The 23856-nt window shown below is 44.5% G+C and carries 22 protein-coding genes; 16 read left to right on the top strand and 6 right to left on the bottom strand.

What is annotated here, in order from left to right; translation table 11 throughout:
• Positions 1-96 precede the first annotated feature (96 nt).
• The 3 genes from nlpI to AC3CH3_RS12305 all read left to right on the top strand — a co-directional run bounded on the left by nlpI (position 97) and on the right by AC3CH3_RS12305 (position 3007).
• Entirely contained in the window at positions 97-1020 is a 924-nt protein-coding gene (gene nlpI / locus AC3CH3_RS12315; protein ID WP_048605659.1) for a lipoprotein NlpI, read from the top strand.
• Positions 1021-1173: 153 nt separating this feature from the next.
• Positions 1174-1581: a MarR family winged helix-turn-helix transcriptional regulator gene (locus AC3CH3_RS12310; protein ID WP_017056675.1), complete on the top strand. Its 408-nt coding sequence runs from the start codon at positions 1174-1176 to the stop codon at positions 1579-1581.
• 88 nt (positions 1582-1669) lie between these two features.
• The gene (locus AC3CH3_RS12305; protein ID WP_488537252.1) at positions 1670-3007 is read left to right on the top strand and encodes an MATE family efflux transporter; all 1338 of its coding nucleotides are present in this window, start codon (positions 1670-1672) and stop codon (positions 3005-3007) included.
• A gap of 85 nt (positions 3008-3092) precedes the next feature.
• Here AC3CH3_RS12305 and AC3CH3_RS12300 read toward each other — a convergent pair whose 3' ends face one another.
• From AC3CH3_RS12300 to AC3CH3_RS12290, 3 genes are all read right to left on the bottom strand, one after another.
• The gene (locus AC3CH3_RS12300; RefSeq protein WP_488537251.1) at positions 3093-3971 is read right to left on the bottom strand and encodes a U32 family peptidase; all 879 of its coding nucleotides are present in this window, start codon (positions 3969-3971) and stop codon (positions 3093-3095) included.
• An 18-nt stretch (positions 3972-3989) separates the two neighbouring features.
• Positions 3990-5003, bottom strand: a complete 1014-nt coding sequence (gene ubiU / locus AC3CH3_RS12295) for a ubiquinone anaerobic biosynthesis protein UbiU (RefSeq protein ID WP_017068227.1) — start codon at positions 5001-5003, stop codon at positions 3990-3992.
• 178 nt (positions 5004-5181) lie between these two features.
• Positions 5182-7221, bottom strand: coding sequence for a sensor domain-containing protein (locus tag AC3CH3_RS12290; protein ID WP_488537250.1), 2040 nt, complete (start codon positions 7219-7221; stop codon positions 5182-5184).
• 258 nt (positions 7222-7479) lie between these two features.
• On the opposite strand from AC3CH3_RS12290, the gene ubiT reads away from it, so the two are divergent.
• From ubiT to AC3CH3_RS12260, 6 genes are all read left to right on the top strand, one after another.
• Positions 7480-8007, top strand: coding sequence for a ubiquinone anaerobic biosynthesis accessory factor UbiT (ubiT, locus tag AC3CH3_RS12285; protein WP_032545250.1), 528 nt, complete (start codon positions 7480-7482; stop codon positions 8005-8007).
• Complete coding sequence (locus AC3CH3_RS12280; RefSeq protein ID WP_488537249.1) at positions 7991-8494, top strand: GNAT family N-acetyltransferase; 504 nt, start codon at positions 7991-7993, stop codon at positions 8492-8494. The genes ubiT and AC3CH3_RS12280 overlap by 17 nt, the downstream gene beginning before the upstream one ends.
• 198 nt (positions 8495-8692) lie before the next feature.
• Complete coding sequence (locus AC3CH3_RS12275; RefSeq protein WP_488537248.1) at positions 8693-9091, top strand: DNA polymerase III subunit psi; 399 nt, start codon at positions 8693-8695, stop codon at positions 9089-9091.
• Positions 9084-9539, top strand: coding sequence for a ribosomal protein S18-alanine N-acetyltransferase (rimI, locus tag AC3CH3_RS12270; RefSeq protein WP_488537247.1), 456 nt, complete (start codon positions 9084-9086; stop codon positions 9537-9539). Before AC3CH3_RS12275 ends, rimI begins: the two co-directional genes overlap by 8 nt.
• 137 nt (positions 9540-9676) lie before the next feature.
• Positions 9677-11257 carry a peptide chain release factor 3 gene (gene prfC, locus AC3CH3_RS12265; protein ID WP_237290382.1) on the top strand — a complete coding sequence of 527 codons (1581 nt, stop codon included), beginning with the start codon at positions 9677-9679 and terminating at the stop codon, positions 11255-11257.
• Between the two features lie 106 nt (positions 11258-11363).
• Positions 11364-12194 (top strand): LysR family transcriptional regulator, encoded by an 831-nt coding sequence (locus AC3CH3_RS12260; protein ID WP_488537246.1) that lies wholly within the window; start codon positions 11364-11366, stop codon positions 12192-12194.
• Here the strand turns inward: AC3CH3_RS12260 and AC3CH3_RS12255 are convergent.
• Positions 12191-12904 carry a hypothetical protein gene (locus AC3CH3_RS12255; RefSeq protein ID WP_488537245.1) on the bottom strand — a complete coding sequence of 238 codons (714 nt, stop codon included), beginning with the start codon at positions 12902-12904 and terminating at the stop codon, positions 12191-12193. The two genes, AC3CH3_RS12260 and AC3CH3_RS12255, sit on opposite strands and share 4 nt — an antisense overlap.
• Positions 12905-13000: 96 nt before the next feature.
• Positions 13001-15502 carry a hypothetical protein gene (locus AC3CH3_RS12250; RefSeq protein ID WP_488537244.1) on the bottom strand — a complete coding sequence of 834 codons (2502 nt, stop codon included), beginning with the start codon at positions 15500-15502 and terminating at the stop codon, positions 13001-13003.
• A 277-nt stretch (positions 15503-15779) separates the two neighbouring features.
• Here AC3CH3_RS12250 and AC3CH3_RS12245 point away from each other — a divergent pair, with 277 nt between their 5' ends.
• From AC3CH3_RS12245 to deoD, 7 genes are all read left to right on the top strand, one after another.
• The gene (locus AC3CH3_RS12245; RefSeq protein WP_157936365.1) at positions 15780-15935 is read left to right on the top strand and encodes a DUF5363 family protein; all 156 of its coding nucleotides are present in this window, start codon (positions 15780-15782) and stop codon (positions 15933-15935) included.
• On the top strand, positions 15916-16746 hold the full coding sequence (locus AC3CH3_RS12240; protein ID WP_488537243.1) for a TatD family hydrolase: 831 nt from the start codon (positions 15916-15918) through the stop codon (positions 16744-16746). Before AC3CH3_RS12245 ends, AC3CH3_RS12240 begins: the two co-directional genes overlap by 20 nt.
• Before the next feature lie 204 nt (positions 16747-16950).
• On the top strand, positions 16951-18213 hold the full coding sequence (locus tag AC3CH3_RS12235; RefSeq protein ID WP_017058833.1) for a NupC/NupG family nucleoside CNT transporter: 1263 nt from the start codon (positions 16951-16953) through the stop codon (positions 18211-18213).
• A gap of 520 nt (positions 18214-18733) precedes the next feature.
• A complete protein-coding gene (deoC, locus tag AC3CH3_RS12230) occupies positions 18734-19510 on the top strand; it encodes a deoxyribose-phosphate aldolase (RefSeq protein ID WP_010436196.1) in 777 nt (258 codons plus the stop codon).
• 111 nt (positions 19511-19621) lie between these two features.
• On the top strand, positions 19622-20950 hold the full coding sequence (gene deoA, locus AC3CH3_RS12225) for a thymidine phosphorylase (RefSeq protein ID WP_029405256.1): 1329 nt from the start codon (positions 19622-19624) through the stop codon (positions 20948-20950).
• Positions 20951-21026: 76 nt separating this feature from the next.
• A complete protein-coding gene (locus AC3CH3_RS12220; protein WP_017068223.1) occupies positions 21027-22247 on the top strand; it encodes a phosphopentomutase in 1221 nt (406 codons plus the stop codon).
• A 65-nt stretch (positions 22248-22312) separates the two neighbouring features.
• Positions 22313-23032 (top strand): purine-nucleoside phosphorylase, encoded by a 720-nt coding sequence (deoD, locus tag AC3CH3_RS12215; RefSeq protein WP_488537242.1) that lies wholly within the window; start codon positions 22313-22315, stop codon positions 23030-23032.
• 127 nt (positions 23033-23159) lie between these two features.
• On the opposite strand, the gene AC3CH3_RS12210 is transcribed toward deoD, so the two are convergent.
• The gene (locus AC3CH3_RS12210) at positions 23160-23771 is read right to left on the bottom strand and encodes a YtjB family periplasmic protein (RefSeq protein WP_076655999.1); all 612 of its coding nucleotides are present in this window, start codon (positions 23769-23771) and stop codon (positions 23160-23162) included.
• Between the last annotated feature and the right edge of the window lie 85 nt (positions 23772-23856).

The raw sequence follows: 23856 nt of genomic DNA, 5'->3' as shown, positions 1-23856 counted from the left end.
TTTTAGTGATTTCTAACCTATCGTCAACAAAGCATGTTATAAAGGGGAGCATATCGCTCCCCTTTTTTATTGCGGTCATAACAGGAGTAATTATTTGTGAAATGGTTTCAAACCGCGAGTATGTGTTTACTGCTTGTACTAACAGGTTGTGCGACAACATCAGATAACACCTCACGTTGGGTTTATCCACCGATGGCTGTGCCACTGCAACCAAGCGTTCAGCAAGAAGTTCAAATTGCACGTCTTAGTCAGTTATTACAGCGCCCTGATTTGAACGATGAAGTTCGAGCTAAGATGCTGTTTGAACGTGGTAACTACTACGACAGTGTTGGCCTGCGTGATCTCGCGCGCCTTGACTTCAACCAATCTCTTTCATTGAACCCTGCTCAACCTGATATCTTCAATCTTTTGGGTGTTTACTTTACGCAGGTAGGGGAGTTTGATGCGGCTTATGAATCTTTTGATTCTACGTTAGAGCTTGATCCTGCAAACTCTTACGCAGAAAGAAACCGCTCTATCGCGCTTTATTATGGCGAGCGTTACGACTTAGCCAATGAAGAAATGATGAAGCACTATGCTGATGATCCTAGCGATCCATTTCGCGCTCTTTGGTTGTACATCATTCAGCATGAGCTAACGCCAGAACAAGCTAAGCTTGATTTACAAAAACGTTATGAGAGTCGTGATGAGCAGTGGGGCTGGGTATTAGTTGCGATTATGCTTGATGACATCACTGAAGAGCAGGCTTTCAAGGCGATCTTAACCGGTACTCGCGACAACACGCTACTTGCGCAGCGCCTAACAGAGACGTACTTCTACCTTGCTAAGCGTTACCACATGAATGGTGACTACGCGAATGCGATCTCTTTGTACAAGTTAGCGGTTTCTTTTAACGTGTATGAATACGTAGAACACCGTTACTCTTTCTTAGAGTTAAGCCGTATCTTCACCACGCTTAAAGCTGAGCACTTAGCACAAGTTAAGTTAGCTGAGGCCGAAGAAGAAGCTAACGCTAAGTAAGCAACACATTTTGATTCCGAAAAGCCGCTGCCTGTCAGCGGTTTTTTTATGCTCCTTTTTTATGATCTTCATCTCGTTTTGATTGCTTTTTATTTAAACAACACTAAAATAGTTAGCCTTGCTAACTAAATGCTATTCTTTGATTAGGTGAGTATGCTGAACCAGAATTTAGAAAAGATTGAGCGCTTCGCCTCTAAGATATGGCGCACTCAGGTAAATGAAGATCCTATTTGCCAATTGAGCTTCAATGAGTATGACTATTTGAAGGTCATCCAAGCCTCTCCTGAACCGATCCGATTGACTGATCTGGCGATTGAGATGCAGGTGACCAAGCCTTCAGCAACCACTATGGTTCAAAGGCTAGAGAGAAAGGGGCTTGTGGAACGTAAAGCTTCGCTCGAAGATGCGAGATCTAAGTTGGTCGTACTGACCAGCAAAGCGGAAGTCGGCTTAGAAGAAGAAAGTAAGATCTATCAGGTCATGGCACAGATACTGGAAAGTCGTTTGTCTGAGCAAGAATCTCAGCAGCTAAACCTATTATTAAATAAAGCTTTGAAGTAAATATTTAGATATTTAGTTAGCCTTGTTAACTAATTTTTCGAGTCATACCTTGTTGATATGCGACTCACAAATGAAAGTAGAGTAAGAAATGAGTAACTCAATTAGTCGTCAGTTTTGGCGATACACAATCCCTACTGTGGCAGCCATGTTGGTTAATGGCCTGTACCAAGTGGTGGATGGCATCTTCATCGGCCGCTATGTGGGGGCTGATGGTCTTGCAGGTATCAATGTTGCGTGGCCAGTGATTGGTTCGATTCTCGGTATTGGTATGTTGGTGGGTGTGGGCACAGGTGCGCTTGTCTCGATTCGCCAAGGTGAAAAAGATACTCAAGGCGCTAAGCAGATCTTAGCAACGGGCTTAACCTTGTTGTTAGCGATAACGCCTATTGTCTCTGCATTGCTGTTCTTGTTTGCTGATAACTTCTTGCTTTGGCAGGGCGCTGAAGGGCGAGTGTATGAACTTGGTCTGCAGTACTTACACATTCTGATTGGTGCCAGTGTCTTCACGCTAGGTTCGATCGCGATGCCGTTTCTACTGCGTAACGATGACAGTCCGAACTTAGCGACGATACTGATGATCGTTGGTGCGGTGATTAATATCGTGCTCGATTACCTGTTTATCGCTCTCTATGGCTGGGAGTTGATGGGTGCAGCATTAGCAACAGCGATTGCCCAGTTTGTAGTAACGGCTCTCGGCTTGGCTTACTTCTTCTCGCGTCGAGCAAACCTACGTTTACGTTGGAATGAGTTGAGATTGAAGCTGGATGTGATTCCACAAATCTTCGCCATTGGTACATCAAGCTTCTTTATGTACGCTTATGGTTCGATGATGGTGGCGTTGCACAATGCGTTGTTCTCTCAATATGGCGACCAGTTGATGATCGGTGCTTACGCGATTTTGGGCTACATCGTGACGGTTTATTATCTCACGGCTGAAGGTATCGCCAACGGCATGCAACCATTGGTGAGCTACAACCATGGTGCGCGTAACCAAGTGAACATCCGTAAGTTACTTAAGATAGCGATGATGAGTTCGGTATTGATTGGTGTGGCGTTCGTGCTGCTTTTGAACGCGTTCCCACGTGAGTTTGTATCAGTATTTAACTCAGACGATCCTCAGTTAGTTGAGTACACCGTGTTGGGTATTCGACTTCACATGTTTGCCTTAGCGCTGGATGGCTTCTTGGTAGTCGCAGGTGCTTACTACCAGGCAGTGAACAAGGGCAGCAAGGCGATGTTTGTAACCATAGGCAATATGCTTATTCAGTTACCTTTCTTGTACATTATGCCTAAGTTGTACGGTGTGCCGGGGATCTGGATTGCGTACCCACTGTCTAACATCGCGCTAAGTGTGGTGGTGATGGTGATGCTCTACAAAGATCTAAAGAAGCTCGATGCCTCACCGATGGAAACAGCGACGGCATAGGTCGTGTTTCTTAAGTCGAATTAAAAAGGTCTAGCGAATGCTAGACCTTTTTTGTACCTGTTACTGGTTAGTCCAATGCGAGGAACTAGATGTTCTTAACGTCTAAACCTGCAAGCTGATGCCAGTAGCCATTGCATTGGCGGCTTTCAATCTTTATCGGTTTTTGACCTTGCTCGTTCGCTCTGAAATTATTAATTTCAGAGAAGGTATCGATACCGAGTGGGCTTAAACGAACTACATCAACCAGGTCATGCATGTTTGGCAAATCGTTGACTAGGTTGTAGCAGTAGCCTGATTGCGTCTGGATGCCATTAAGGTTGAAGACTGATTGGCCTTCTTGGCTTTCTACTTGTAGCCCTGTTGGGTACTTGATACAGCAGGTTTCGCAATCGTCTTTAGCTTTGTTTTCAGCGCGAGCGGTAAAGCAGCGTGCCGAGTAAGCAAGCGGCAGGTAGCCGTGGCTAAACACTTCAACTTCGAACTTGTTAAGAATATTTAGCTCTTCACACTGGGTCATCACGTTGCTTAGCCATTCGCGAGAAAGCTCAACCGGCATACACCAACGCGTCATACCTTGTTTCAAGAACAGGTTCAGCGTGCGTGCGTTGTAGGTGTTTACTGCAGGGCCAACCACGAAAGGTACTTTGCTTTCGCTGGCTAGTTGAATTGCAGATACATCATTAGCTTCGATAGCAAAGTCACCGTTATCAATGTACTTCTTCATGATGTTGACTTCGCTTGGCGCTTCGAGCAATGCCATGGTCGAGAGGACAACTTGCTTACCTGAAGTAGACAGCTCTTTAGCAATGTCCATCCAGTGTTTCGCTTTCATCTCACGACGCTTTGAACACACGGCTTCACCTAGGTAGATGATGTCGGCAGAGCTTGATTTCGCTTGCTCATAGAAGCTTTCAACGTCTTGTTTTGGCCAAAAATAAAGTAGAGGGCCTAATGCGTATTTCATTGAGTTCTCCATTTGGCTCTATTGCCATTTACGGTGATAAGCGCCAAGCGTGGTTTGTGTACCTTCAGATACATTCGCCAGTGTCGCATTCCAAGCTTGTTCCACTTGGTATTGTTCTGGGTTCGCTAAGTAGCGATCGATAGCTGCGCGCCAAGTGCGAGTGACTTGTTCAACATAAGCAGGGCTACGTTGGCGACCTTCAATCTTCACTGAGGCAACGTTTGCCGCGAAAAGCTCAGGCAACATGGATAGCGTGTTGAGGCTGGTTGGCTCTTCAAGTGCGTGATAGCGCTTACGTTCACCATCGATCTCGGCTTCAAAGCGGCCTTTACACAGCGTTGGGTAACCTGCGTTTTCACCTGCTTCGTACTTATCAATAAGGATTTCGTTCAAGCGAGATTCGAGGCCAGTTTCTGTTTCTTGCCAGCGAACGTATTTTGCCGGAGAACAAGCACCAACAGTATTTGGTGATTCGCCTGTCATGTATGAAGAGAGGTAGCAACGGCCTTCTGCCATGATACACAAGCTACCAAAAGCGAATACTTCAAGGTCAACGTCAGAAGTGATGTTACGAGAAAGCTGTTTGACCTGATGAATCGACAACACACGCGGCAGTACGACACGCTTAACGTTGAAGTTTTTATGGTAGAAGTCGATAGCCGCCGCATTGGTCGCAGATGCTTGCACTGACAGGTGCAGTTCGAGATCTGGATACTTATTTGCTGCGTACTCAAGCACCGCGATGTCTGCGATGATCAGCGCATCAACACCCAGAGCTGCGGCGTTGTCTACGGCATTGGTCCAACGGTCGAAGCCATTTGGGTGAGCAAACGTATTTAGGGCAACATGAATTTTCTTGTTGTGGTCATGCACATACTGCACAGCACGATCGAGCTTTTTACCCGCAAAGTTTAGGCCTGCAAAGTGTCGGGCATTGGTATCGTCTTTGAATCCGATATAGACAGCATCCGCACCACAATCAATAGCGGTTTTCAAAGCAGGTAAGTTACCCGCTGGGCATAAGAGTTCCATTTGCTCACTACCAGTAGAATTAAGTTGATGCGAGCATTTTATGAAGAATTGTGAATGACGGAATTGATGTAAGGCAGGTTTAGATGGATAAATCTGCTTTTACTCCGTTTGAGGTACTGACGAATCGTGGTTTTGTGTATTGGTTTCGCTTAGGCGGTAAGGTATTTGAGTCGTTTAATTAGTTCTTATGACGGCGGTTTTGGGCAAACAACTCTTCGACATCTTGTTTGGGTTGCGGACGATAGAAGTGGAAGCCTTGAATCGAACTACAGTTGAGGTTAGACAGCAAAGTCGCTTGTTCACTGGTTTCGACACCTTCTGCAACCACGGTCAAATCGAGAGATTTACCTAGGTTGATGATGTTTTCAATTACGGTGATTTGCTTTGGTAGGGTATCGATATCAGAGATGAAAGCACGGTCTATCTTAAGCTCATCAATTGGGAAGCGAGCAAGGTAAGACAGTGAAGAGTAACCGGTACCAAAATCATCAATGGAGAGAGCAAAGCCAAGTTTCTTGATGGCGTTAAGCATTTGAAGTGTGTGTTCACTATCACTCATTACCGCGCTTTCCGTTAGCTCAAACGTAATCGCACTTGGGTCAAGCTCGGTCGAACACAGCAATTTTTCCATATAATCAATCAGCTTTGGATTACCAAACTGTTCTGGAGATAGGTTGATCGCGACACGACCTGGAAGGATACCTTGCATCTTCCAGCGCTTAACCGTAGCAAATACTTCACGCATTACCACTCGGCCAAGTTGTTCGATAAGACCAGCTCGCTCCGCTACAGGAATGAACGCAGCAGGACTGATATAACCTTCGACAGGATGCTTCCAACGTACCAGAGCTTCAGCGCCGTTGATAGTGAAGTCACGCGCATTGACCTTAGGTTGATACCAAACCTCAAGTCCATTCTGTTGCAGCGCTTTTTGTAGCTCTATCTCGAGCCACAGTCGCATGCGCGCTTCTTTGTTCATCTGTTCGTTGAACTTGATTAGGCGGTTGCGACCACGATCTTTCGCTTCATACATTGCTGTGTCTGCATTTTGCAGCAAGATGCGAGCATCAGTACCATCTTGAGGAAAGCTCACGCTACCAATTGAGCAGGCTAAGCGTTTGCTAAAGTGGTGAAGATCGAAGGGTTGGTTGATCAGGGATATGATCTTTTCAGCGAGCATTTCAGGTGTTCGCTGATGTTCAGGTTCTGGCAAGATAATACCAAACTCATCCCCGCCTAAATGCCCAATCACGGCCTTACGAGGCAGTAGGCGTTTAAGGCGCGAAGCGACCTCTTTTATCACCTTGTCACCGATGTGATGACCAAGTGAGTCATTGATATTCTTAAAGTTATCAATGTCTAAGTAGAGCATCACCACCGGCGTATCGTTGTGAATGAACTGCTCAAGACGCTTAGTAAACCCAACTCGGTTGTAGAGCTTAGTCAGTGCGTCGATGTAGGCATCTTCACTGTTTGCCGGTGTATATTGTTTTGCGGTTTCTTGTGCGTCTTGGATAAGCACCAACTGAGTATTACTTCCAAGAACAGTGGTGGAGTCGATGTTGAGCTGAACCTTACGTTCAAAGCCGCATCGGGCACCCGTTAAGCAAACCAAACCAGACTCAGAAATAATAGAAGTGAGGTTATTATTGAAAACTGTTTTGGTTTGTTCATCGATAAATAGGCGTCCCAATTCTTCGCCAATTAACTCTGTGGTTGAGTTAAAGCCAAGCAAGCGAGCTGCTGCTGGGTTAGATGACAAGATGTAGTCACTTTCAACGAGCAGTAATCCGTCTGGGAGTAGTTGAGATAGCTTGTGGAATTTGGCTTCGGATTCTTCTAAAGAACGGACAAGTACTTGGTTTTCTGATGTGTCGAAGGCGTGAAAGACGATGTAGTCGGTTTTGTTGCCGTTGGTAAGCGGAGATAGGCTGAAATGAAGGCTGGTATCGAGGTCAGTTTCGTTGAGGGTGACTTCGGCCTCAATCGTTTCGCCATTGAATGCACGCTCATAGTAAGGCTTAAGATGTTGGTAGAATTGCTCACCTAATGTTTGGCGGTCATTCATGCCAGCAAGCTCGGTTTTACTCAAACCAGCAATATCGCAGTAACGCTCATTAACCATAAAATAGTTATGTTGGGCGTCAAGTACCGCAAAAAAGAACGGACTGTTTGCTGTTAGCTGGGTAAACCAATGTTGTAGTTGCTGGGGAGGCATCAAAGTACTACCAATTCTCCAAGAGCTTGAATATTCACTATCGATAAATATTTATTACTTTTTGTGTGGCTATCGATATTTACCTGTGAGTGCAGCGATCCGCTGTAATTCTCATGACCTGAGTTACTATAACTGTGATTTTCAGGATATTAAAGGTCGAGTATCAAACAGAAGTTAATTTGATACATAACAGTAACTGAGATCTCAACATCATCTAAGATGCATTCCATATTATTGACAAAGTTACGGATAAGTCACGTGATAAACAAGATTCGCACTCAACTAGTTCAAAATGCCGCATCAATTTTGCGATCTCCAGTCCAGTTATTGCCTAAAACAGTACAAAAAAGAGCCTTATTGGAGGCGCTTAAGAATGTCTTCAAGGAAGCTTTAGAGGACGGTGACTTTGAGTTTTTAGAAGACAAATGGCTGAAAGTCTCAATAAAAGACATGGGGTTAAGTTGGTGTATTAGCTACAAAAATGAGCAACTGGTTGTAGCTGATAAAGAGGTGGCTGAAGATGTAAGCTTTAGCGGCAATCTTAACGATCTTGTGTTAATTGCGGGGCGTAAAGAAGACCCAGATACGCTTTTCTTCCAACGTAGACTGTCTATTGAAGGCGATACCGAGCTCGGTTTAGAAGTTAAAAACTTGATGGATAGCGTAGATTTGGACTTATTGCCGACTCCTATGAAAACTTTGTTAAATCAATTAGCTGATTTTGTGCAGAAGGGAGTACAATCCCCAGATACACAAAGTGAGGTAATGAATGCTTATTCGAACTGAAGCACCGGCAGATATACTTGTCATTGATCGTTTATTGAAATCTGTTTTTGAAACAGATGTAGAAGCTAACTTGGTTATGAGCTTGCGTGAGAATAGCCATTTAACGCTATCGTTGGTGGCTTGTTCTGATGAAGGCGAGGTGGTTGGTCACCTGATGTTTAGCCCTATCACTCTTGATGGCGAGGATCATAACTGGCAAGGGCTTGCGCCTCTCGCTGTGAAAGAAGAGTTCCGCAACCAAGGTATTGCCAAATCTCTAGTTGAAGATGCGTTTTCCACTTTGGTTGATTTTGGTTACCCAGCTTGCGTTGTGCTTGGTGATCCTGCTTATTACAGCCGCTTTGGTTTCAAGGCTGCGAGCGAGTTTGGTCTGCGTTGTGTTTGGGATGTGCCTGAAGGCGCTTTCCAAGCGATTGAGTTGGTAGACGGTGCGTTTGCTGGACATGCTGGTGAGATAGCTTACAGCCCAGAGTTCAACGACTTATAAGCTGATTTATCACGCAATAAGATACAAACTGTTTTAGTCTAAATAAAGGAGCTTGATGCTCCTTTATTTTTTGTTAGTATCAGCCCAGTTCTAATAAGCGCTCTTTCAATAGAGGCAGCTTTCACAGAACTAGTTCTAACAAACTTCTGGTTTCAATAAACTTTGGCTCCAATAAACTTAAGGTTACTACCGCTAGATATGTCACAAACACACGCGCAATACCTACAAGAGATGGGCATTAGCCAATGGGAGCTAAGTCACCCAGAGCGTTTAGCGGGTTATGAATCTGAATTGACTCCGCTCTCGAACGGTTGCAAGTTACTGTTGGTTTCGCCTGAAAAACCTCAGGAAGATCTCGCCGTGATGTTTGAGCGAGTACTCAAAAGTATCAAGCTCGACTTATCTCAGGCTTTACACCTTCAACCGCAACACTTGTCTACTGTGGATTTAGGTTCGGTTGAGTGGGTATGGTTTGCTGGTTGCGAGTCGCCTCAAGAGCTGAAGGCTAAAACACTTCAATCGCCATTACTGTCTGACATTAACGGTAACAACCAACACCGCCGCGACTTATGGCAACAAATTTGTGCTTATGACTAATCAATTTTTACCGACTTCACAACAACACCTAGATGCCATTTGGAAGATAGAGCAGGCCGCGCATTCTCACCCATGGTCTGAAAATATGATCCGAGATCTTGATAGTCGAGGTGCTTGTCATCATGTTCTTGAAGTCGATGGGCAAGTGGTCGGATACTTCTTCGCGCAAAACATCGTTGGTGAAGTCACATTGCTTAATATTGCGGTAGACCCAAGCCAGCAAGGCAAAGGGTATGGTAAGGCGTTAACTGACCACTTCCTTGATATGTGTGAGCAAGCTGACGCAGAAAGCGCTTGGCTAGAAGTTCGCGAAAGTAATGTGAATGCGTTTAATCTTTACGAAAAGGCCGGTTTCAATGAAGTTGATCGTCGTCGTAACTATTATCCAACCAAGCAAGGCAACGAAGACGCCATCATTATGAGCTATCTTTTTATGTCTTTTAGCTAAGCTGAGAGTACACGAAAAATAGGGTGTAAACTGACCCTTTAGAAAGTGACACGCTTTCTGTATAATCCGCACACAGAATTCAAGGGCAAGTATTATCTACTTGCCCTTTTTACGCTTTAGATCAGCAAAGGGCGACTATGTCTTTCCAACAAGAAGTGAGCAAACGTAGAACGTTTGCGATTATCTCTCACCCGGATGCGGGTAAAACCACGATTACTGAAAAAGTTCTTTTATTCGGAAACGCGATTCAAAAAGCGGGTACCGTAAAAGGCCGTGGCTCTAACCAGCACGCTAAATCTGACTGGATGGAGATGGAAAAAGAACGTGGTATCTCGGTAACTACGTCGGTAATGCAATTCCCATACAATGATTGCCTAGTAAATCTACTAGATACTCCAGGACACGAAGATTTCTCGGAAGATACGTACCGTACGCTAACAGCGGTTGACTCTTGTTTGATGGTTATCGATGCTGCGAAAGGTGTCGAGGATCGTACTCGTAAACTAATGGAAGTAACGCGTCTACGTGATACGCCAATCGTAACGTTTATGAACAAACTTGACCGTGACGTTCGTGACCCAATGGAAGTGCTTGATGAAGTAGAGAGCGAGCTAGGTATGGCTTGTGCTCCTATCTCATGGCCAATTGGTTGTGGTAAAGAGTTTAAAGGTGTTTACCACATTCACCGTGATGAAACGATCTTGTATGAATCTGGCCACGGCCATGAGATCCAAGAAGTTCGCATCATCAAAGGTCTAGATAACCCTGAACTAGACGAAGCTGTTGGCGAAGATCTGGCGAGCAGTGTTCGTGAAGAGCTTGAATTGGTTATTGGCGCATGTCCTGAGTTTGATCTCGATTTGTTCCTTGCTGGTGAACTAACGCCTGTTTACTTCGGTACAGCATTGGGTAACTTTGGTGTTGACCACATGCTAGATGGTTTGACTAAGTGGGCTCCGGGTCCTCAAACTCGTCAAGCTAACGAGCGTGATGTTGAAGCGACAGAAGAGAAGTTCTCTGGCTTCGTCTTTAAGATCCAAGCAAACATGGATCCAAAACACCGTGACCGTATCGCATTCATGCGTATCGTTTCGGGTACTTACAACCAAGGTATGAAGATGAATCATGTTCGTACTGGCAAGAACGTAAGTATTTCGGATGCGGTAACTTTCATGGCGGGCGACCGTGCGCGAGCTGAAAAAGCGTATGCTGGTGACATCATTGGCTTGCATAACCATGGCACAATCCAGATTGGTGATACCTTTACTCAAGGCGAAAGCTTGAAGTTCGCTGGTATTCCCAACTTCGCGCCTGAGCTATTCCGTCGTATTCGTCTACGCGATCCACTAAAGCAGAAGCAACTTCTAAAAGGTTTGGTTCAGCTTTCTGAAGAGGGCGCAGTACAAGTATTCCGTCCTATGCAGAACAACGACCTGATCGTTGGTGCGGTTGGTGTACTTCAGTTCGACGTGGTTGTAGCGCGCTTGAAAGCGGAATACAACGTAGAAGCTATCTACGAAGGTGTTAACGTTGCAACAGCTCGCTGGATTGAATGTGATGACGCGAAGAAACTAGAAGAGTTCAAACGTAAGAACCAAGCTAACCTAGCGTTAGATGGTGGTGATAACCTGTCTTACATCGCACCTACAATGGTGAACTTGAACCTAGCTTCTGAACGTTTCCCTGACGTTCAGTTCCGAGCGACGCGCGAGCACTAATAGCGACAGTTCCACATAACACTGTTGGATAATAATAAAGCCGAATTGCTTCTAGCATTCGGCTTTTTTGTTACACTAAGAGTACACCGTTTTGATGGAGTAAAGCGTGTTTGATCTCAATTTAGTAAAGCCATTCCTCTCTGTATATCAACAAAGATCGATAACCAAAGCTGCCGAATCGTTAGAGCTAACTCAACCTGCGGTCAGTGCTGCAATCAAGAGGTTTGAAGCGGTAGTTGGCTATGCGTTGTTCGTAAGAGTAGGGCGATCAATAGAGCCAACCTCAATGGCTCACAAATTGGCTGGTCAATTATCTGATGCTTTAGAGTTGATGGAAGGTGCAGTATCAAGAAAGCGTGATTTTACTGTTTATATGCCAGCTAACTTATTGCATAAAATGCCAATGCTTCATGGTGTCCAATTAGTCGAATCACCAATTTCCGTTGATAACGTCGTTGAAGATATCCGGTTAAATAGAGTCGATTTAGTGGTAGATACCGGTTTACAGAAACAAGCTAGCTTATCTTCTGAATTTGCGACAACAGATAGACTGTTATTGATGAGCGATCCCGAGGTTAGTCAGTTTGGTGAGCAGATTTCCATGGATGAGTTTCTTGCAGCACGGCATGTAACCTTAAAGTTACTTCGTCAAGATACTCAAATAGTCGACTTTCTTTCCGAAAAGAGCTTCACACGTGATGTGGCAATTGAAGTTCGCAATCTAACTAACTTGATATTGGCAGTAAAAGGAACTGACTATATTGCTGCGGTTCCGGTTAGCATGATCCATTTAGCAAAAACCATCGGTTTACAAATTCATGAGCCTCCATTTTCGATGCGTCCCATGGAGTTTGAGTTTTTCTATCACAAGAAGTATCAAACTAATGGGCAACATCAAGAGTTGCGAGAGAAGCTTAAACAGCTACTAAATAGCTAGAAATCGAAGGCTAAACCGAATTCCACATAGTTTTTGTTTTCAGGGTATATGGTGTAGGTAACGGACGGTTTTACGTACTTCAAGTTAAAGAATACAGCTACCTCGTGATAATGAATGTTGGTCCTAGTTTCATTTCTGATATGTCTAGGTCTCGTAGCAGTATCATCTTTAATGTAAAAATCTTGGGTATCTTTTTGGAATCCGATTTCTTGGTTGAATTTGTAAAGAAAGTCAGCATATTGAATCGGGCTCCACAGAGCGCCTACACTATAATCGAATGTGTCAGAGGCTCTATATTCGACGCATAAGTTTGGAACACAAGCATCGAAATCTCTATCCATATAGTTGTAGTTGATATCGCCAAGCAGTGTCCAATTTTCATGAATCAACGTAGCAACAAAAATGCCTGTTGTGATCTCATGTTCGCTGACTTTTACGGTGTTTTCAGTGTAGTACGTATCCCCTTGCCAGAATGAATATCCCAATCCTGCCTGCCAGTATTCTTGAGTATCGACCTCTCCAAAAACGCGCAATTTATCGGTGATTTGGTAGTTTATATTAAGTGTGGCAACTGTTTTTTCGTTGTCTGGATTTTGAGATAAGCTGACGGAAAAGATATCTGTAAAACGCTCAATAGATTCAACAAGAGTGTCATTTGCAGATGAATGAAAAGGAAAGGTGGAAGCAAGTATTAATAGAAGGCGTTTCATATTCAAATTCCGAATCGCTTTCCTTAGCTAGTGAGTAAAAACACCCGATAATAGCGTTCACTATTATCGGGTGAGAGGATTTAACTTGGTTTTAGATTAACCGCGTAAACGTTGTTGAATAGCGGATTTAGCTTTCTGTAGCTTGGTTGGGTCGATAGATTGCACTCTGTCTTTTACGTTGTTTTTAACCGCTGGAGGGAGTGTTACATCACCTCGGTCATTTATAACAATACCGTTCCCAAAAGTGACTGTTCCATTTATTTCATCTATGTAGCCTTCACCCACAATATTTCCGTGGCGATCTTTGATGTGAACGACACCACGGTCATCAGCTTCAGCTATATAGTCAGTCGTATGAGATTTACCATTTACCGTTACAACAATGTTGTCACCTTCTAACCCAGCTGAAATAGTTGGCTTTGCAGGGGCGTCGATTTGTGGCATATCAGCAGGTTTTAGGTGCTCATCGATGAAGTCTTTAGCTGCAGCAATTTTAGAACCGTCGAAGTGTTTCCAATCACCACCATTAATGCTGACATGAACACCACCATCGTGTTTACGCTGGTCGTTAACTTCAACGGTTTTTACACCGTCTTCAGTCACTTTCTCAAAGCGGTAGAAGTCTTGAACACCCGCGCCAATGTCGACACGAGTCCAACCCTCACCGACAATGCCGTTGCCGTATTCTGGGTCAGACAGTTGAGGCATATCAGCAGGCTTTAAGTGCTCATCGATGAAGTCTTTAGCTGCAGCAATTTTAGAACCGTCGAAGTGTTTCCAATCACCACCATTAATGCTGATATGAACACCACCATCGTGTTTACGCTGGTCGTTAACTTCAACGGTTTTTACACCGTCTTCAGTCACTTTTTCAAAGCGGTAGAAGTCTTGAACACCCGCGCCAATGTCGACACGAGTCCAACCCTCACCGACAATGCCGTTACCATATTCTGGGTCGGACAGTTGAGGCATATCAGCAGGCTTTAAGTGCTCATCGATGAAGTCTTTAGCTGCAGCAATTTTAGAACCGTCGAAGTGCTTCCAATCACCACCATTAATACTGACATGAACACCACCATCGTGTTTACGCTGGTCGTTAACTTCAACTGTTTTTACACCGTCTTCAGTCACTTTCTCAAAGCGGTAGAAGTCTTGAACACCCGCGCCAATGTCGACACGAGTCCAACCCTCACCGACAATGCCGTTGCCGTATTCTGGGTCAGACAGTTGAGGCATATCAGCAGGCTTTAAGTGCTCATCGATGAAGTCTTTAGCTGCAGCAATTTTAGAACCGTCGAAGTGTTTCCAGTCACCACCATTAATGCTGATATGAACACCACCATCGTATTTACGCTGGTCGTTAACTTCAACGGTTTTTACACCGTCTTCAGTCACTTTTTCAAAGCGGTAGAAGTCTTGAACACCCGCGCCAATGTCGACACGAGTCCAACCCTCACCGACAATGCCGTTACCATATTCTGGGTCGGACAGTTGAGGCATATCAGCAGGCTTTAAGTGCTCATCGATGAAGTCTTTAGCTGCAGCAATTTTAGAACCGTCGAAGTGCTTCCAATCACCACCATTAATACTGACATGAACATCACCATCGTGTTTACGCTGGTCGTTAACTTCAACTGTTTTTACACCGTCTTCAGTCACTTTCTCAAAGCGGTAGAAGTCTTGAACACCCGCGCCAATGTCGACACGAGTCCAACCCTCACCGACAATGCCGTTGCCGTATTCTGGGTCAGACAGTTGAGGCATATCAGCAGGCTTTAAGTGCTCATCGATGAAGTCTTTAGCTGCAGCAATTTTAGAACCGTCGAAGTGTTTCCAGTCACCACCATTAACGCTAATATGAACACCACCATCGTGTTTACGCTGGTCGTTAACTTCAACTGTTTTTACACCGTCTTCAGTCACTTTTTCAAAGCGATAGAAGTCTTGAACACCCGCGCCAATGTCGACACGAGTCCAACCCTCACCGATAATGCCGTTGCCAAAGTCAGGTGTATCGCCCCAATCAGGAATATCTAAGTCTGGATGGCTAACTTGATCTACTCGGTAAAGCTCGTCTCCATTGATTCCTACTATAAGTTTGCGATCGTTCACGACAATGGTTGCTGTACCATCGTTGTTAAGTGTCACATTGCTTGAATCAACATAAACCTCTTGCCCTGCAAGAGTCACAATATATCCACTGTCATTATCCGCGACTTTCCATGTACCAACACTGTCCATTGAAGTAGTGACTGGAAGCTCTGGGATTGTATTACCGTTGTCAGATGAACTGGAAGATGAAGAACTACTTAACAGCCCTGCAACCAACGCAGCCGAAGCTGCACCAACAGCAGCCCAAGTACCGTTTGATTGTTTTTCATAGGCTACGTCATCTAATGTTGCCGTAGTGCCTGGCGTTGCATTGGCGTATTGTTCGTTTAACTTATACTGAACAGAAGCATCAACAGCTTTCATTTGTCCATCAATAAGCTGAAGTGTTTGTTGGTTGGCTAGCTCAACGTCAACTTGGTAAGGTGCAGCAAAAGTGGGTGCAGCTAACACGCTAGAAATTGTAATGGCTAAGAGTGATGCTTTCATAAAGTAGGATCTCGTTATTTAATGGAGCGTCTTGCTATCAATGCCTCCTTGGCAAGTGCGTTTATTATTTGCTGTGGTGAGATTTTCAACAATATAGCCAGCTAGTGTTGATGCATAAATTTGATTTATACATTTATCTTTTATAGGTTGCTTATTGAACTTAATTATTATTTGTATGTGTAGAGTTGTTTTTATTTATGATTTGGCTCTCTAGGAGTTTGTGTGGATATAAGCGGATTAGAGCGTGTTGTTTTAATTTCAGAGGCTTGAGGTAAGTATGTTCAGTTGGATAAAAGCTTGGATTAAGAAATACGATAAGTGGTGTGAAGAGCTTGGATTAACGCCTGAGAACAAGCGCAGCTGCGTGGCTTATCGTCGTGATCCCCAAGGGAAACAAACAGAGAGTAGGGAAGATGACACAGCAAATAAGTGACTTTCCGCTGTTTGATACTCATTGCCATGCGGATTTTGAGGCGTTTGAGCAAAATATTGTAATTGATCAGGGAGCTACACCTGATCAAAGTATTGATAGCTATCTTAAAGAAGCGAAACAAGCTCAAGTCGAGAAGATTCTTATTCCTTCTATTGGCCAAAGTAACTGGAGGAAGCTCGATAAAATCGCCAAATCTTACTCTAATGTTTACTACGCCTTAGGTTTCCACCCTTACTTTTTAGAGCAAGCCAATGACGAGCAATTCTCAGATCTTCGACAATTACTCTCATCAAAAAGCCGTCAATGCGTTGCGATAGGAGAGTGTGGTCTCGACTTTTTTGTCGATGTCGAGCGGGAGAAACAAGAACGCTTTTTCATCCAACAAATGGAGCTTGCGAAGGCATTTGAGCTGCCTTTGATCATCCATGAGAGGAAGTCTTATAACCGACTTATTGAACTATTAAAGCAGCACAAGTTCACTTTTGGTGGGGTGATTCACGGCTTTTCAGGGAGTGAACAGCAAGCTTTGGCGTGGATCAAGCTCGGTTTCTATATTGGTGTCGGTGGAACGATTACTTACCCAAGAGCACAAAAAACACGCACAACCATCGCAAAACTGCCTCTTGAATACTTGGTATTGGAAACGGATGCTCCGGACATGCCCATGTATGGAAACCAAGGAAATGTTAATCATTCCAAACATTTAGTTACGATCTTAAATGAACTTTTTTTGCTTAGAAAAGAGCCAAAGCAATCGATTGCAGCGCAAATTTGGCAAAATAGCCATCGCTCATTCGGTATATGTGAATAAAATCGAAGGTTTTTGTTTATCGTTTGCGTAAATTGCACTGGGCTTGTGATTTGGCTCACATTTGTGTGTGAATGGTACATGAATCTTCTACGAAAGTGTGAGGACGGCATTACTTTATTAGTGGTCGCATGAGTATAATTGCCTCCGCTTTATAGCCCCATTTTGTAACACGCCAATAAATAACTAATAAGGAAGTCATAAACTATGAGCCTGTTTATGAGCCTAGTCGGAATGGTTGCACTGATCGCAATCGCAGTACTACTATCTGACAACCGCAAAGCTATTAATCTAAGAACAGTGGGTGGCGCTTTCGCTATCCAATTCGCACTTGGTGCATTCGTACTTTACATCCCTTGGGGTCGTGATCTACTTGCAGGTTTCTCTGCTGGTGTAGCAAACGTGATCGACTACGGTAAAGACGGTACTGGTTTCCTATTCGGCAGCCTAGTTAACTTCTCAGTTGACGGTATCGGTTTCATCTTTGCTTTCCAAGTACTACCAACTCTGATTTTCTTCTCTGCACTTATCTCTGTACTTTACTACATTGGTGTTATGCAAATTGTAATCAAAGTTCTTGGTGGTGGTCTTCAGAAAGCTCTAGGTACTTCTCGCGCCGAGTCTATGTCTGCAGCAGCAAACATTTTCGTTGGTCAAACTGAAGCACCTCTAGTTGTTCGTCCATTTGTTCCTAAAATGACTAACTCTGAACTATTCGCAGTAATGTGTGGTGGTTTGGCTTCTGTAGCTGGTGGTGTACTAGCAGGTTACGCATCTATGGGTGTACCTCTAGAGTACCTAGTTGCAGCGTCATTCATGGCAGCACCTGGTGGTCTACTATTCGCTAAAATCATCAAGCCTGAAACAGATACGCCAGATGACAATATCGCTGACGAAATGGACGGTGGCGATGACAAACCAGCTAACGTTATCGACGCAGCAGCAGGTGGCGCATCAGTTGGTCTACAACTAGCACTTAACGTTGGTGCAATGCTACTAGCATTCATCGGTCTAATTGCTCTAATCAACGGTATCCTAGGTGGCATCGGTGGTTGGTTCGGTATGGAAAACCTAACTCTAGAACTTCTTCTAGGTTGGATCTTCGCACCGCTAGCATTCATCATTGGTGTTCCATGGGAAGAAGCAACTATCGCTGGTTCTTTCATTGGTCAGAAGACAGTTGTTAACGAATTCGTTGCATACCTAAACTTCGTACCATACGTTGGTGAAAACGCTCAAGTTGTTGCAGCAACTGGTCAAGTTATGTCTGAGAAGACTCAAGCTATCATCGCATTCGCACTATGTGGTTTCGCAAACCTTTCTTCAATTGCGATTCTTCTAGGTGGTCTAGGTGGTATTGCACCAAGCCGTCGCCACGACATCGCACGTATGGGTGTTAAAGCGGTAATTGCTGGTACTCTATCTAACCTGATGGCAGCAACAATTGCTGGCTTCTTCCTGTCTTTCTAATTAGTTAGAAATCGATATATAGACGCCATAATAATATCGCCCCGTAGCAAGAAATTGCTGCGGGGCTTTTTTGTTTTTAGGCCTGCCGTTTTTAGTATATGCACGCGCTTATGCTTAGATTCGATGTAGGGTCTAGAATGTTTTTTTGAGATACAAACCGTTTGCGTTCTAAGGAGCACTACAATTTATTGATGGATACCTATAATGTATAAGCTAAAGGGATAGGGTGTCTCTGTTGGCAAGAAAGTAACCTCGAAATCAACTCGAACGTTATTCTTCTGGGATTAAGCCAAAATTAGCGATACGCTATAGATGTTAGACACAACATGACTGATTTGTTGTGCCATAGACCAATCTGGTACTGTGCGGTGACAAGGATTGCAATTGGTAGCGAAAGTTATCAAGTCTTCAGGGAACCAAGTCCGTTCATTTGTGGCTACTGAGCATTACTAAAATATCCATCTATACTGGATGGAGGGCGAAGTAGTTAACTATTTGAATATATTGATCGGAGATAGAAATGAGCGATTTAAAAGCAGCAGCTCTACGTGCACTTAAACTTATGGACCTAACTACGCTAAATGACGATGACACTACAGAAAAAGTAGTGGCGCTTTGTCATGACGCGAAGACTGCAGTAGGCAACACCGCTGCAATCTGTATTTACCCTCGCTTTATCCCAGCAGCTAAGAAAGCGTTGCGTGAGCAAGGTACTCCAGAAGTACGCATTGCGACTGTAACTAACTTCCCTCATGGTAATGACGACATCGAAATTGCTGTTGCAGAAACAAAAGCAGCGGTAGCGTACGGCGCAGACGAAGTTGACGTAGTATTCCCATACCGTGCTCTTATTGCTGGCAACGAAGAAGTTGGCTTTGAGCTAGTTAAACAGTGTAAAGCAGCTTGTGGTGACATCACGCTTAAAGTGATCATCGAAACAGGTGAATTGAAAGAAGAAGCACTGATCAAGAAAGCTTCTCAAATCTGTATCGAAGCAGGTGCAGACTTCATCAAAACTTCAACAGGTAAAGTGCCAGTAAACGCGACTCCAGAGTACGCGCGCATGATGCTTGAAGTTATTCGTGACATGGGCGTTGCTAAAACAGTTGGTTTCAAACCAGCTGGTGGCGTACGTACTGCTGAAGATGCAGCACTATACCTAGCAATGGCTGATGAGCTATTAGGCGCTGAGTGGGCAGACAACATGCACTACCGTTTTGGTGCTTCAAGCCTACTAACTAACCTTCTTAATACATTAGAAGTGACAGACCAAACTGCTGATCCAGCAGCATACTAATATCCCAATCGGGTGTAACAAGATTTAGTCTGTTTGGTGGAGTGGCGTTAAGCCACTCCATATTACCTCTTTCCCCTACAAACCATACTCACTAGAGTTTGGGAGGCACTAATGTATCTACCTCAAGAAATTATTCGCAGAAAACGTGACGGTGAAGTCCTAACAGCTGAAGAAATTAACTTCTTCATTCAAGGTGTGGCTAAAAACACGGTTTCTGAAGGCCAAATTGCAGCATTCGCAATGGCTATCTTCTTTAACGAAATGACAATGCCAGAGCGTATCGCACTAACGTGTGCAATGCGTGACTCAGGCATGGTGATTGACTGGAGCCACATGAACTTTGATGGCCCAATCGTTGATAAACACTCTACTGGTGGTGTTGGTGACGTAACTTCTCTGATGCTTGGCCCTATGGTGGCAGCATGTGGCGGTTTCGTTCCAATGATCTCTGGTCGTGGTTTAGGCCACACTGGCGGTACGCTAGACAAGCTTGAATCTATCCCTGGCTACAACATTACACCAACCAATGATGTGTTTGGTGCAGTAACGAAAGATGCTGGTGTAGCGATCATCGGTCAAACAGGCGATCTAGCACCTGCTGATAAGCGTGTTTACGCGACTCGCGATATCACAGCAACAGTTGATAACATCTCGCTAATCACGGCTTCAATCCTATCTAAGAAGCTGGCCGCTGGCCTTGATTCTCTAGTGATGGATGTAAAAGTAGGTTCAGGCGCATTCATGCCGACTTACGAAGCATCTGAAGAGCTAGCGAAATCTATCGTTGCAGTAGCAAACGGTGCGGGTACGAAAACAACAGCAATCCTAACGGACATGAACCAAGTACTGGCTTCTTCAGCGGGTAACGCAGTAGAAGTTCGTGAAGCGGTTCAATTCTTAACAGGCGAATACCGTAATCCACGCTTGTTAGAGATCACTCTAGCATCGTGTGCTGAAATGTTGGTGCTGGGTAACCTAGCTAAAGATTCAGACGAAGCGCGCGAAAAACTGATGGCAGTACTGGATAACGGTAAAGCAGCAGAGTGCTTCGGTAAGATGGTAGCGGGTCTTGGTGGTCCAGCTGATTTCGTAACGAACTACGATAACTACCTAGAAAAAGCAGACATTATTAAGCCAGTGTACGCGCTAGAAAGCGGTGTGGTATCAGCAATGGATACTCGTGCAATTGGTATGGCTGTGGTTGGTATGGGCGGTGGTCGTCGCGTAGCAACTGACAGCATTGATTACGCAGTCGGTTTTGATCACTTCATTCGCCTAGGTGAAGTAGCAAGTGAAGATAAGCCATTAGCAATGATTCATGCTCGCAACGAACAACAGTGGCAAGAAGCTGCAACAGCATTACAAAATGCAATCACTGTGGGCGGAGAATATACAGCAACGCCAGACGTTTACCGTCAGATTCGTTCTGAAGACGTGTAAATAACAGATATCGGTATGCCTCGCGTATACCGATAAACAGAGTTCTGGTGCAAAGAGCAATAAGTTGGTGAAGAAAATGAAAAGAGCATTTATTTTAGTTTTAGATTCATTCGGTATCGGTGAAACAGCGGATGCGGACAAATTTGGTGATGTAGGTTCTGACACTATGGGCCACATCGCAGATCATTGTGACCAAGGTCTTGCAGACAATGCAGATCGTAAAGGTTCACTGACGTTGCCAAACCTGTCTAAGCTAGGTCTAGCGATGGCTCATAAAGAGTCTACAGGTCGTTTTGCTCCTGGTATGGATGCAGACGCTGAGATCATTGGCGCTTACGGTCACGCTGCTGAGCTGTCTTCTGGTAAAGACACGCCATCAGGTCACTGGGAAATCGCAGGTGTTCCTGTACTGTTTGACTGGGGCTACTTCACCGACAAAGAGAACAGCTTTCCAAAAGAACTGACTGACCGCATCCTTGAGCGTGCAGGCCTGTCTGGTTTCTTAGGTAACTGCCACTCATCTGGCACGGAAATCCTAGATAATCTAGGTGAAGAGCACATGAAGACTGGCCTGCCTATCTTCTATACTTCTGCAGACTCTGTTTTCCAGATCGCTTGTCACGAAGAGACATTCGGCCTACAAAACCTGTTAGACCTTTGTCAGATTGCTCGTGAAGAGCTAGAAGACTACAACATTGGTCGTGTTATCGCTCGTCCGTTCATTGGCCCGGGCAAAGGTCAATTCGAACGTACTGGTAACCGTCGTGACCTTTCTGTTGAGCCACCTGCAGCTACCATTCTTCAGAAGTTGGTTGATGAGAAGGGCGGTAACGTTCACTCAATCGGTAAGATCTCTGATATCTACGCGGGTTGTGGCATCACTCAGAAAACCAAAGCAACAGGTATCCCTGCGCTATTTGAAGCAACCAAAGAAGCGATCAATGAAGCGGGCGACAACACTATCGTGTTCACTAACTTCGTTGATTTCGACTCAGCTTACGGCCACCGCCGTGATGTTGCTGGTTACGCAGCGGCACTTGAGTACTTCGATGGTCGCATCAATGAAATCATCGATATGATGAAAGAAGATGATGTGCTTATCCTAACGGCTGACCACGGTTGTGATCCTACATGGCCAGGTACAGACCATACTCGTGAGCACATCCCTGTGATTGTTTACGGTCAGAAGGTGCCAGCCGGTTCTTTAGGCCGTCGCGATACGTTCGCTGATATCGGTCAAAGCTTAGCGTCTTACTTTGGTACATCGCCAATGGGACACGGTACAAGCTTTCTATAATAGTTAACGAAGAGAGAGGGAAACCTCTCTCTTCTTTTTTTGTTTTGAGATTAAGGATATTTTCAATGGCTACTCCACATATTAATGCTGAAATGGGTGATTTCGCTGACGTAGTTTTAATGCCAGGCGACCCGCTACGTGCTAAATACATCGCTGAAACCTTCTTAGAAGAAGTGGTTCAAGTGTGCGACGTTCGCAACATGTTTGGTTACACCGGTACTTACAAAGGTCGTAAGGTTTCGGTAATGGGCCACGGTATGGGCATTCCATCTTGTTCTATTTACGCGACTGAGCTGATCAAAGACTTTGGTGTGAAGAAGATCATTCGTGTGGGCAGTTGTGGTGCAGTGAGCGAAGATATCAAAGTGCGTGATGTGGTGATCGGCATGGGCGCATGTACTGACTCTAAAGTGAACCGTATTCGTTTTAAAGATCATGACTTTGCGGCTATTGCGGATTACAAAATGGTGCGCGCGGCAGAAGATGCAGCCAAAGCTCGCGGTGTCGGCGTAAAAGTCGGTAACCTGTTCTCGGCTGAGCTGTTCTACACGCCAGATCCAGAGATGTTCGAAGTAATGGACAAATACGGCATTGTTGGCGTAGAGATGGAAGCAGCTGGCATTTATGGTGTATGTGCTGAATACGGCGCAAAAGCTCTAACGATTTGTACTGTTTCTGACCACATCAAGACTGGTGAGCAAACGACATCAGATGAACGTCAAACGACTTTCAACGACATGATGGTTATCGCACTAGACTCAGTGTTGCTTGGTGACCAAGAATAATATTGATTTGCCTTAGCTTGATAAGTTAACTGATAACAAAAAGCCCCGTTGCTACCTGAGCGTCGGGGCTTTTTATTGGATTGCGGTATTTATTCTGAGTCTAGTATTTATTGTCAGCCTAGTGTGTCTATGAGCTTACATTCTTCAACAGTAAGTTCTCACCAGACTTAGTCGGTCTTCTGCGAATCAGCATGATGAACAACACGCCACTCACAAACCCCATCAACACCATACCGATCATGTAGCGATCACTTTTACGGTAGTGGTGATCAGAAATCGCCGTCATCTTCCCGGTTTCAAAAGTCACTCGAATAAAGCCGATGATCGTCTTCTCTGGTGAATAAATAGGTTCAACTAATTGTTGTCTGCCGATACTTGCTGTTGAAAGTGGCGTATCTAAGCCAAGAACCTCACGTACCGAGAGGGCTTTTTCGCTCGAAGCCAGTCGAATACCCTCTGCATCATAGATGGTGGTATCGAACACCAGTCTGTCTTGAGATAGCTGGTTAGTCAGATCAAGTAATCGCTCTTGGTCTTGTTGCGTGATCATCTTGCTGGCTGAAAGTGATGCCTGAGAGATAAGCAGCTTGGTAAGAGTTTCCAACTGTTTTGCTTGGATCTTCTCGTTACCTTTACTGATCACGACCGTATTTTTAATCGTTACAACGAACATGGTAGCCAATAAAATGAGGGCTAGCATTCGTAAAGCGTTACGTATTGAGAACAATGATTCATTCATGTTTCACGAAGCCTGAAATAAACAAATGTTATGATTAAGACATATTGAGACTTGCGTTTTCAAATTGCAATAGGTTAACGTTTAG

Source organism: Vibrio sp. QJM3NY_35 (genome assembly GCF_057785915.1).
Note: the sequence above shows the minus strand (reverse complement) of the source record. Positions and strands in the feature narration are given on the sequence as shown.